Annotated in this window: 10 protein-coding genes; 2 read left to right on the top strand and 8 right to left on the bottom strand. The window is 65.5% G+C overall.

Going from position 1 to position 11,463, the window contains the following annotated elements; translation table 11 throughout:
• Positions 1 to 16: 16 nt before the first annotated feature.
• The 5 genes from murJ to K408_RS0133590 form a co-directional block, all read right to left on the bottom strand.
• On the bottom strand, positions 17 to 1,543 hold the full coding sequence (gene murJ, locus K408_RS0133570; protein WP_024342911.1) for a murein biosynthesis integral membrane protein MurJ: 1,527 nt from the start codon (positions 1,541 to 1,543) through the stop codon (positions 17 to 19).
• Between the two features lie 114 nt (positions 1,544 to 1,657).
• Complete coding sequence (locus tag K408_RS0133575) at positions 1,658 to 2,809, bottom strand: DegT/DnrJ/EryC1/StrS family aminotransferase (protein ID WP_024342910.1); 1,152 nt, start codon at positions 2,807 to 2,809, stop codon at positions 1,658 to 1,660.
• Between the two features lie 39 nt (positions 2,810 to 2,848).
• Positions 2,849 to 3,853, bottom strand: a complete 1,005-nt coding sequence (locus tag K408_RS0133580; RefSeq protein ID WP_024342909.1) for a Gfo/Idh/MocA family protein — start codon at positions 3,851 to 3,853, stop codon at positions 2,849 to 2,851.
• Between the two features lie 182 nt (positions 3,854 to 4,035).
• On the bottom strand, positions 4,036 to 5,448 hold the full coding sequence (locus K408_RS0133585; protein WP_024342908.1) for a mannose-1-phosphate guanylyltransferase/mannose-6-phosphate isomerase: 1,413 nt from the start codon (positions 5,446 to 5,448) through the stop codon (positions 4,036 to 4,038).
• Positions 5,449 to 5,455: 7 nt separating this feature from the next.
• The gene (locus tag K408_RS0133590) at positions 5,456 to 6,445 is read right to left on the bottom strand and encodes an SDR family NAD(P)-dependent oxidoreductase (RefSeq protein ID WP_024342907.1); all 990 of its coding nucleotides are present in this window, start codon (positions 6,443 to 6,445) and stop codon (positions 5,456 to 5,458) included.
• Positions 6,446 to 6,649: 204 nt separating this feature from the next.
• Between K408_RS0133590 and K408_RS0133595 the strand changes: the two genes are divergently transcribed.
• Positions 6,650 to 7,609, top strand: a complete 960-nt coding sequence (locus K408_RS0133595; RefSeq protein WP_024342906.1) for a lysylphosphatidylglycerol synthase transmembrane domain-containing protein — start codon at positions 6,650 to 6,652, stop codon at positions 7,607 to 7,609.
• Positions 7,606 to 8,625 (top strand): MraY family glycosyltransferase, encoded by a 1,020-nt coding sequence (locus K408_RS0133600; RefSeq protein ID WP_024342905.1) that lies wholly within the window; start codon positions 7,606 to 7,608, stop codon positions 8,623 to 8,625. Before K408_RS0133595 ends, K408_RS0133600 begins: the two co-directional genes overlap by 4 nt.
• Here K408_RS0133600 and K408_RS0133605 read toward each other — a convergent pair.
• The 3 genes from K408_RS0133605 to K408_RS0133615 all read right to left on the bottom strand — a co-directional run.
• Entirely contained in the window at positions 8,613 to 9,560 is a 948-nt protein-coding gene (locus tag K408_RS0133605) for an NAD-dependent epimerase/dehydratase family protein (protein ID WP_024342904.1), read from the bottom strand. The two genes, K408_RS0133600 and K408_RS0133605, sit on opposite strands and share 13 nt — an antisense overlap.
• Positions 9,557 to 10,777, bottom strand: a complete 1,221-nt coding sequence (locus K408_RS0133610; RefSeq protein ID WP_024342903.1) for a glycosyltransferase family 4 protein — start codon at positions 10,775 to 10,777, stop codon at positions 9,557 to 9,559. The genes K408_RS0133605 and K408_RS0133610 overlap by 4 nt, the downstream gene beginning before the upstream one ends.
• Positions 10,778 to 10,779: 2 nt before the next feature.
• Positions 10,780 to 11,463: polysaccharide biosynthesis protein (locus tag K408_RS0133615; protein ID WP_028146116.1), on the bottom strand; the 684-nt coding region annotated here is incomplete at its 5' end.

An 11,463-nucleotide genomic window follows, 5' to 3' on the forward strand; every position in this document is an offset into this window, starting at 1 on the left:
GGGTTGGCAACAAAAACTAGCCACGGACCAGCGAGATCACCCAATTGCGGCCGAACAGCGCGAGGACCGCAATCGCGTAAATGATGGCGCCGCCGACGGCGAGCACAACCAGCGTCAGCTCATCGCGGAAGTGTATCGAGCCCAATAACGGACCGCTAAAATGCGCGATCAACCAGAACGCGGCAGCCAGGACTAATCCGGTCAGCAGGAATTTTCCGAGCGACAGCAGCCAGCCGCGATCCAGCACGAGGAAACCTCGCCGCACTGCGAAGAAGAGCACCAGCAAGAGATTGGTCCAGACCCCGACGGCGGTGGCGAGCGCAAGGCCGATCTGCGCGAGCGATCCCATCAAGGCGACCTTCAGTGCGACATTGACGGCGATGCCGGTCAGCGACGCCCGGACCGGCGTTGCGGTATCCTTGCGGGCATAGAAGGTCGCGACAGCGCTGCGGATCAGCACGAACGGGATCAGGCCAATGGCATAGGCCGCGAGCGTGCCGCCGGCCGCAACCGCATCGGTTTGCGAGAAGGCGCCACGGGCAAACAGCGCGCGCATGATCTCGTTGGGCACGGTGAGGAAGGCCGCGACGAACGGGATCGAGAACAGCAGCGTGAAATCGAAGGCGCGGCGCTGCGCCTTCATCGCGCCGTCATCGTCGTTCGCCGTGATCCGTCGCGACATCTCCGGCAAAAGCACCGTGCCGATGGCGATGCCGATCACGCCGATCGGGAGCTGGTTGAGCCGGTCGGCATAATAGAGCGCGGACAGCGCGCCGGCGGGCAGGAAGGTCGCGATGATGGTGTCGGCGAACAGCGCGACCTGGGTGCCCATCGAGCCCAGCGTCGCGGGGCCGAGTGCCTTGAAGAAGTCGCGGATGTCTTCGTCGAGCCTCAAGGGCGCAAAGCGCGGCAGGCCGCCATGGCGGGCGAGATCACCGGCGAGCAGGAAATATTGCAGGAAGCCGGAGATGAGCACGCCCCAGGCCGCCGCATGGCCCGCGGTCGGAAACCAGGCGGCCAGCGCCAGCGTCATCATCATCGCGACATTGAGGAAGATCGAGGCAGCCGCGGCGCTGGCAAAGCGCTGCATGACGTTGAGCATGCCGCCGTAGAGCGTCACCAGCGTGATCAGCAGTAAATAGGGAAAGGTGATCCGGGTGAGCTCGATCGCGAGCTTGCGCTGCTCGGCGTCCTCGGAAAAGCCGGGCGCCAGGATGCTCATGGCCTGTGGCATGAACAGCCAGGCAACGACCAGCAGCACCACCTGCGAGGCCAGGAGCAGCGTGAAGATGCGGTCGGCGAACAGGCTTGCTGCCGCCTCCCCCTTCTCGCCATGGACGTGGGCATAGGCCGGCACCCAGGCGGCGTTGAAGGCACCCTCGGCGAAGATCGCACGGAAATGATTGGGCAGCCGCAGCGCCACGAAAAAGGCGTCGGCCACCGGCCCGGCGCCGAGGATTGCCGCGAGCATGATGTCGCGGACAAACCCCGTCAGCCGCGAGAGCAGCGTGTAACCACCGACCGTAAAGATGCGTCCGAGCATGCGGACTCTTCTAGAGGCTTATCAGGCCGCCGATAAGGCTTTGAAAGACCTTGAGATCAAAAAAGCGGCTTGCTCGGTGTCCACCTCTCCCCGACGGGAGAGGCGAGAGGCAAATCACCCCGCAATCGCGCCGCGGACGGCGGCGATCGCCCTCTCCTGGTCGGCTTCGGTCAGATAGGCGTGCATCGGCAGGCTGATGACGTCCTGCGACAGGCTCTCGCACCCCGGCAACCCGCCCTCGGCGACCGGATAGTGCTTGTAGGCGGTCTGCTGATGCATCGACTTGCCGTAATAGATCGCGGTCGGCACGCCCTGGGCCTTCAGCGCGGCCGCGAAGCCGTCGCGGTCGGTGCCGTTGGGCAGGCGGATGGTGTACTGCGCCCAGACCGAGGTGTTGCCGGGCGCGAGGCGCGGGACGGTGACGACATTGGACAGCCCGCGCGCGTAGCGCTCCGCGACCTCGTTGCGGGCGGCGATCTCGTCATCGAAGATCTTCAGCTTCTCGATCAGGATCGCGGCCTGCATGGTGTCGAGTCGGCCGGTGAGACCGAGGCGGACGTTGTCGTATTTGTCGACGCCCTGCCCGTGCACGCGGATGCTGCGCAAGGTGGCGGCGAGCTCGTCGTCGTCGGTGAAGATCGCGCCGCCATCGCCGAAGCAGCCGAGCGGTTTTGCCGGGAAGAAGCTGGTCGCAGTCGCATGCCCGAACGTGCCGAGCTTGCGGCCCTTGTAGCTCGCGCCGAAGCCTTGCGCGGCGTCGTCGAGCACGAACAGGCCCTCGGCCTTGGCTATCTCCGCGATGGCATCATGATCGGCCGGCTGGCCGAACAGGTCGACCGGAATCACCGCGACGGGCTTCAGGCCCGCCTTGCGGGCTGTCGTGATGCCGCGCTTCAGCGACTCCGGGCTCATGTTGAAGGTCGCCTCGTCGACGTCGACATAGACAGGCGTCGCGCCGGTCCGCGCCACCGGCGATGCTGTCGCGATGAAGGTGAAGGACGGACACAGCACGGCATCGCCGGGGCCGAAATTCTTCGCCATCATCACCATCAGGATTGCGTCGGTGCCGCTGGCGCAGGCGATGACGTGCTTGGCGCCGCAATACGCCGCCAGCTGCTTCTCCAGCTCGAAGACCTCAGGCCCGTTGACGAACTGGCAATGGTCCATCACGCGCTTCACCGCTGCATCGAGCGAGGCGCCGAGCCGGCGCCGCTGCGAGGCGACATCGATGAAGGGAATGGGTTCGGAGCGCAGATGCTGGTTCATGGCACCTTGTGACGTTTGAGCGGACGACATGGAAAGGAATCAGCCGGCGACGCGGCGAGCAGCCTTGCGAGCCGGCGACGTGGCTGCGGGGCGCGAGGGCGTCTCCAGGCACTGGGTGGCGATCGCGAGGCTGGCGACGCCTTCATCGCCCGTCACAGCCGGCGTCTCGCCATGGCGCACCGCCTTCAGGAACGCGATCAGCTCGGCGCGCAGCGGCTCGTCGTGGCCGACAGGAAGATGCCGCATCGAGTAGCTGCCATCGGGCTTGAAGCCGAAGCACTCGGTGACCTGGCGCGTCAAGAGATCGCCCATCACGTATTTGCCGCGGGTCGCGACCGTGACGCTGCGCGCCTTGAACGGCGTCAGCCAGTTGGTGTTGATGTGGGCCAGCACGCCGTTGGCGGTGCGGAACTGCAACAGCGCGATATCCTCGCGCTCGGCCACCGCGCTCGACAATTGCGGCTGCACCTCGACGATGTCGGATTCGGTGAACCAGCGGATCAGATCGATGTCGTGCACGGCAAGGTCGATGACGACGCCGACATTGGACATGCGCGGCGGGAACGGGCCGACCCGCGTGATCGCGATGGAGAGGATATCCTCGCCCGCGATCGCCTGCTTGACGGCAGCGACCGCCGGATTGAAGCGCTCGACGTGCCCGATCATCAGCGTGACACCGGCTTTTTGCGCGGCAGCGACGATCTCGTGCCCCTCGTCCACCGTCGAAGCGATCGGCTTCTCGACCAGGACATGGATGTTCTTGGCGATGCAGGCGAGCGCGACCTCGTGATGCAGATGGGTGGGCGCTGCGATGGTGACGGCATCGACGCCTTCGGCGACGAGCTGGTCGAGCGTCTCGAAGCTATCGCAATTGGCAAGTTCCATGGCCCGCGCACGATGCGCCGGCGAGGGGTCGACGACACCGACGAGTGTGACGCCGGGAAGCCCGCTGAGCACGCGCGCGTGGTTGCTGCCCATCACGCCGGCACCAATGACGCCGACGCGCAAGGCGGCCTTTGCCGGTGCAGATCCCCTGGAACTCATCTGAGCAACCCCGATTCAACCCAAATCCCCGGCGCGCTTCTAGCACGGGCGTCACATATGTGGCGAATGGCGCGCTGGCGGCCCGGACACGATTTGATTCAAAAAGTTACACGTTCCCCGGGCCTTAAGCCGAAAGGGATACCGCCCTTCCGGCCCGGGTCGCGTGATTCGGAGTTTGCTGGTTACGACCTTTGGTAGTCGTCTTCAATCCGGATGATGTCGTCTTCCCCGAGATAAGAGCCGGTCTGGACCTCGATCAGTTCCAGCTGGATCTTGCCGGGGTTCTCCATCCGGTGGACGGCGCCCATCGGAATATAGATGGACTCGTTCTCGTGCACGGTCTTCACGGTCTCGTTGACCGTGACCTGGGCGGTACCGCGCACCACGATCCAGTGCTCGGCGCGATGGTGATGCTTCTGCAGCGACAGCCGTCCGCCCGGCTTCACCACGATGCGCTTGACCTGGTGACGTTCGCCATTGTCCACGGACTGGTAGCTGCCCCAGGGCCGGTGCACCTTGAGATGCTCCTCGGTGACCTTGGGTGCGACCGCCTTCAGCTTCGTCACCAGGCGCTTCAGACCATTGGCATCCTTCTGGCGCGAGACCAGGATCGCATCGGCGGTCGCGACCACGACGAGATCGTCCACTCCCTCGAGCGCGACCAGCGCGGAATCCGTCGTGACGTTGCAGTTGCGGGAGTCCTCGAACACGGCGGTGCCATGCGCAGCATTGCCCAGGGCGTCCTTCTCCGACAGCTCCCACACCGCGTGCCAGGAGCCGACGTCGGACCAGCCGCAGGACACCGGCACCACGGCTGCGCGCGAGGTTTTCTCCATCACCGCATAGTCGATCGAGATCGCCTTTGCCGCGGCGAATGCCTCGGGCTCCAGCGTCACGAAGCCGAGATCGCGGCCGGCATGGTTGACGGCGTTGGTGATGGCCTCGACGCTCGCAGCATCGACCTTGCGATATTCATCGAGCAGCAGGGCGGCCGGGAACATGAAGTTGCCGCTGTTCCAGAGATAACCCGAATTGACGTAGTCGGATGCCTTCACCGCATCCGGCTTCTCGACGAAGCGCGCAACGGCATGCACCTCGCCCGAGATCACCTCCCCCGGATTGATGTAGCCATATTCGGTCGCCGGCCGCTCCGGCTTGACGCCGAAGGTGACGATGCGCCCGGCATTCGCCGCCGCAAGTCCCTCGCGGCAGGCCGCGACGAAGGCGGCATTGTCCTGCACCACGTGGTCAGCGGCGAGCGCGAGCACGATCGCTTCACTGGCGCGGTTCTGCGCGAACACCGCGCCGGCGGCGATCGCGGGGCCGGAATCGCGCCGCATCGGCTCGAGGATCACGTCCGCCTCGATGCCGATCTCGGCGAGTTGCTCCAGCACCATGAAGCGATAGGACGCATTGGTGATGACAATAGGACGATCGAACAGCTGCGGATCGGACACGCGCAGCAGCGTGTCCTGGAACGTCGAGCGCGTGCCGAACAGCGGCAGGAATTGCTTCGGGCGCACCTCGCGCGAGGCGGGCCACAGCCGCGTGCCGGCACCGCCGCACATGATCAGGGGGATTATGCGTTTGTCCATCGTGATCTCAAACCTTGAAGTAGTCCCGATACCAGGTGACGAAATTATGGACCCCATGCTCGATCGGCGTTGACGGTGCAAAGCCGGTATCGCGCATCAAATCCTCGACATCCGCGAACGTTTCCAGCACATCTCCCGGCTGCATCGGCAGCAATTCTTTGATCGCCGTCCGGCCCAGCTCCCGCTCAAGAAGACCGACGACATGCATCAGTTCCTCCGGGCGGTGATTGCCGACATTGTAGAGCTTTGACGGCGCATTTGCGGCAGCCGCATCATTCGCGGGGACGAGATCGATCAGCTTCGATACGACACGCGTCACATCGTCGATATAGGTGAAGTCGCGGCGCATCTTGCCATGGTTAAACAGCCGGATCGGCTTGCCCGCCATGATAGCGTTAACGAAAAGAAACATCGCCATGTCGGGCCGGCCCCACGGGCCGTAAATGGTGAAGAAGCGCAGCCCGGTGACCGGCAGGCGATAGAGATGGCTGTAGGACTGCGCCATCACCTCGTTCGCCTTCTTGGTTGCCGCATAGAGGCTCACGGGATGATCGGTGCGGTCCGCGACCGCAAATGGCAGTTTTGTGTTAGCGCCGTAAACGGAGGATGACGAGGCGTAGACGAGATGACGACAGCCGTCGTTGCGGCAGCCCTCAAGCACGTTGAGAAAGCCGACGAGATTGGAATCGGCGTAAGCCTGCGGTTGCTCGATCGAGTAGCGCACGCCGGCCTGCGCCGCCAGATGCACGACTTTGGCAAAACGATGTTGCGCAAACAGCGCCGCCATCGTTTCGCGGTCGGCGAGATCGGCCTGGACGAAAGAGAAGCGGGAATCGCCCTTGAGCAGTTCGAGGCGCGCCTTCTTCAGCGCCGGATCATAATAGCTGTTGAGATTGTCGAGCCCGACGACAGGCCGGCCCTCGCCGAGGAGCTGGCGGGCGACGTGGAAACCGATGAAGCCGGCCGCGCCGGTGACCAAAATCGCCTGATCCGTCATCCTGTTCCCTGGATCCGTGCCCCATCCTGTTTAGCCGCCGGCTTGACGGGGTCGCAATAGGTTGCTCCGCTCCTCGCGAGGGCTCCTCATGGCGTCCTTAACAACGGCTATTGCAAGATCGGCGCCAAGACCATACCAAAGCGGCCGAATTCGGCGCCTCGCGTCGGGTTGCCTCAATTCTTCGCAAACCCTCATGCGGGCGAGATGCGCCGAATCCTGCTGTCGACGGCCAAAATCGTGATTTCCGTGGCGCTGCTGTATCTGGCGCTGCGCAAGGTCGATCTATCCGAACTGTTTTCGCGCTTCACCATCACCAGCCTGTTCTGGATCGGCGTGGCGATCGCGATCACGTTCCTGCAGATCTTCGTCGGCGTGCTGCGCTGGCGCGAGATCAGCGCCGCCTGCGGAGCGCCGCTCGAGCTCGGCCGCGCGATGCGTTACAACGTGATCGGCTCGTTTTTCAACCAGACCCTGCCGTCGGCAATCGGCGGCGATGCGGTCCGGCTGTGGCTGGTCGCACGCGCAGGGGCCGGCTGGCGTGCGGCGACCTACTCGATCTTCGTCGACCGCGCGATCGGCCTGATCGCGCTCGCGATCCTGATCGTCGCAAGCCTGCCCTGGAGCTACACCCTCATCACCGATCCGCACGGGCGCTCGGCACTGCTGCTGATCGACCTCCTGGCGCTCGCGGGCGGCGTCGGCTTCCTGATTTTCGGCGCGCTGAAATGGCGTTGGCTGAAGACCTGGTGGGCCACGCATCACATTCACGCCTGCGCCGTCATCGCCAATCGCGTGATCTTCAGCCGCACCCGCGGGCCGATCATCGCGATCCTGTCGGTCCTCGTCCACGTGCTGGCCGTCGTGATCGCCTGGTGCGTCGTGCAGTCGATTGCGGCCCCGGTCCGCTTCAGCGACGTCTTTTTGCTGGTGCCGCCGGTGATGCTGATCACCATGATGCCGATCTCGATCGCCGGCTGGGGCGTGCGTGAAGCCACGATGAGCCTGGCGTTCGGCTTCGCGGGACTTTCCGCCAACGAGGGCGTCAACGTCTCGCTGCTGTTCGGCGCCGTGTTCTTCATGGTCGGCGCTGTCGGCGGCCTGGTCTGGATCCTCAGCGCGGAGAAAGCCGCGCAAGGATCTGCCCCTATCGGAGTGCCGGAGTGAGCTCCGCAGCCGATGCGCTCGCCGGCGTCCCCCTGCTGCTTGCCGCCGCGATCGCCGCGCTGATCTCGGCGCTCGTCACCTGGATCAGCCGCCCCCTGCTCCAGCGCTACGCGCTGGCACGGCCAAATGCGCGGTCCTCGCATCGCATCCCGACCCCGCAGGGCGCGGGCATCGCGGTGATCGCCGCGACTCTCCTCGTCGCCTGGATCTGGAGCGCCTCGGCCAATGTCGCGATCCCGCCGGCGCTGGTCGCTGCGACCATCGTGATCGCCCTGGTCGGCTTTGCCGACGACATCGTGTCGCTGCCCGTGCTCGTGCGGCTGGTGCTGCAGGCAGCCTGTGTCGGCGCAGTGGTGTTCACAGCGCCCGAGAGCGCGCGCATCGTGCCGGCTCTGCCGCTCGGGCTGGAGCGCGGCCTCATCGTCCTGGCCGGTGTCTGGTTCGTGAATCTCGTCAACTTCATGGACGGGCTCGACCTGATGACGGTGGCGGAAGTCGTGCCGGTCACCGCTGCGCTGCTGCTGCTGGGAGTGCTCGGGGATCTCTCTTGGCCGGCGGTGCTGATCGCCACCGCGCTATGCGGCGCCATGCTGGGCTTTGCGCCGTTCAACCGTCCCGTTGCAAAGGTCTTTCTGGGCGACGTCGGCAGTCTGCCGATCGGCCTTTTGCTCGGCTGGTGCCTGCTGGAGCTGGCCTTCCGGGGGCAGCCGGCCGCGGCGCTGCTATTGCCGGCCTATTACCTCGCAGACTCCACCATCACGCTGTTTCGCCGCATCATCAGGCACGAGCCGTTCTGGTCGGCACACCGCACACACTTCTATCAGCGTGCAACCGACAACGGGTTCACGGTCGAGCGGGTGGTCGGCGAGACATTCGCGCTCAACCTCGTTCTGGCAATCCTTGCCATCACCACGGTTCGCGCCGGCTCGATGGCGATCACGATTGTTGCCTTGTTCGCGGGCGCGGGCGCGGTCGCCCTCGTGCTGCAGCGCTTCTCGCGGGCTCAGGCGTCCTGATCCGAAAGCGCGTGCCGCAGCCCCTCGTCGATGGAGACCTGCGGCCGCCAGCCGGTCGCCAGCGCCTTGGAGATGTTGAGCTCGAGCGAGCCAATCAGGCTGTCATGCGTGTCCTGCCGGCCCATCACATTGAGCAGCGTCGACAGCAGACGCGGCGACATGCCGAACAGACGCGCGTTCTTTCCGGACGCTGCAGCCAGGCGCCTGATGAATTCGGGCGTCGAGACCTGTTCGGTATCGGCCACCAGGAATATCTCGAAGTTGCTCGCAGGATCGGGATGGCTGAGCCGGTGCAGAATGAACGCCGAGAGGTTCTGCACGGCCAGAAAGGCGCGCTGGTTGTTGATCGCCGCAAAGGGCAGCGGCAGCCCCGCGCTTATAGCACGGGTCAGCAGGGCGAAATTGCCCTTGGCTCCGGCGCCATAGACCAGCGGCGGCCTGATCACCGTGATCTTCATATCGGTGTCGCGCGCGAGCGTCCTCAGGCCAGCCTCGGCCGCGGCCTTGGACATGCCGTAGAGGCCGCGCGGCGTCAGAACGTCGTGCTCGCTGAACGGCGCACGGCCCTCATTGCTGCGGCCGTGAACGAGAACGGTGCTGACGAAGATGAACTGGCGCACGCCGGCCGTCGCCGCGGAGCGCGCCAGATGCAGCGTTCCGGCGATGTTGACGTTGCGGTACAGCTGGACCGCGTGCTCCTCGTGCTTGTGATGCACGCGCGCGGCGAGATGGATGACGGCGTCGACGCCTTCCAGCGCGGCCTGCCAGTCGGTCTCGGGGCCGATCGATTTGATCACGACCTCGTCGCCGGCGCCTTCCGGGCTCCGGACCGCACGGCGGACCGACCATCCGACATGAGCCAGCGCCGGCACGAGATGACGACCGACGAAGCCGCTCGCTCCCGTCACCAGCACGACCGGTTGAGGCCCGTTCATCGCTGCTCCGAAAGGTCCGGGTTGCGCAACAATTCGCCGATCAGCTCGGCATAGGCGTTCATCGCCGTCGTCTTGTCGAAACGCGATGCCGCCTTCACCGCGCGCGCCGCGATGGCGCCGTCGTCGGAACGGAACGCGGCGCGGATCGCTTCGGCGAGCCGATCGGCACGGCCGGGCGGCACGACCCAGCCGAGCCTGCTCTCCGCGACCGTCAAGGCGGCCTCGGCCTCCGGCTCGGACACCAGCACCACGGGGCGCCCCACCGCCAGGAGATTGTAGAACCGGCTAGGCACGGACACTCCCGCCACGTCCTTCCGGTACGGAATGATCCAGACATCGGCGGAAGCGAGAAACGCTTCGAGCTCGGAATCCTCGACGCGCTCGACGAAGGAGACATTGGAGAGGTTCGCCGTCGCCTGCAACTGCTTCAGCCGCTCGAAACCGATGCCCCAGCCGGACAGCAGGAAGTGAATGTCCGCCTCCTCCTGCAGGAGCCGCGCCGCCTCGAACACGACGTCCGGATCATGGGTGAAGCCGAGATTGCCCGATAGCCCCACGATGAAGCGCGCCGGAATCGACTTGCGGAATGGATTGTCCGCGCTGACGGGCCGCGGCGCGGGCGCGAGCGTCGCCCAGTTCGGGATGAAACGAATCTTGCTCCGCCTCATCCCGGAATAGCTGAGCAGCGGCCGCTCCGCATCTCGCCCTATGGTGATGACGGCGTTGAGCGCGCGGAACATCAGGCTGTTGGCGGCGCGCATCGTCCGCGTGACGACTGAGCCTGGCTTCAACAGACCCGCCATCACCAGCACGTCGGGAAAGAGGTCGTGCATGATCAACGCCGAGCGCGCGCCCTTGACCCTTGCTGCCGCCGCCACCGCATAGGGCAGCATGAACGGTGCGGTGACCGTGAGCACCACGTCCCCTCGCCTCAGTTTCCGCACCAATGCGAAGAACGTGCGGCCCGCGAACAGGAGCTCGGAAGCGCCGCGCCGCACCAGCGCCGCCTTGCCGGCCATCCGGTTCCTGATCGCGACGACGCGCGGCTTGCCGGGGCCGGTCTGCGCGGCCGGCAATGCACCCGGCGAGCCCGAGAGAACGACGACCTCGTGCTCGGCCGACAGGCGGCAGGCGATCTCGGCCATGATCGCCGCCGTGGTGCTCGGGTCAGGCGGGTAATGCTGGCTCGCGACGACGATCTTGCCTCGGGGCTGCATGGTCAGGCCGCGGTCGACCCGAATTCGGGCACCGCGTCCTTCAGGATGGTCCTGATGGTGGCGCGATCGTCGCGCGCGATCGCCTGCTCCAGCGCCGCGATCCACTTGCGCAGCGTCTGCATCGGCGGTTCGTTCGGCTGGGCGGCCATAATTCCAGCAACGCCGATCTCGCGGGTCGGCTCCTCCGAGGCGAACAGGATCTCATGCAGGCGTTCGCCCGGACGCATGCCGGTGAACACGATCTCGATGTCGTAGCCGGGCTGCAGTCCGGACAGACGGATCATGCGCTCGGCGAGATCGACGATCTTCACCGGCTGGCCCATGTTGAGGACGTAGACCGAGACGTCGGGACGCTGCGTTCCGATCGCATGCGTGGCCGCGGTGATGACGAGATCGCACGCCTCGCGGATGGTCATGAAGTAGCGGACCATGTCGGGATGCGTCACGGTCACCGGTCCGCCGGCCTCGATCTGGGCCTTGAACTTCGGCACCACCGAGCCGTTCGAGGCCAGCACGTTGCCGAACCGGACCGAGATCAACCGCATCGGCGGCTTGGCCCCGCGCACTCCGGCTGCGAGCTCGTGATCCAGCGCCTGACAGTACATCTCTGCAAAGCGCTTGGTCAGGCCGAGCATCGACACCGGCTCGATCGCCTTGTCGGTCGAGATCATCACCATCGCCTCGGC

The organism is Bradyrhizobium sp. in8p8, from assembly GCF_000426845.1.
Taxonomy (GTDB): domain Bacteria; phylum Pseudomonadota; class Alphaproteobacteria; order Rhizobiales; family Xanthobacteraceae; genus Bradyrhizobium; species Bradyrhizobium japonicum_C.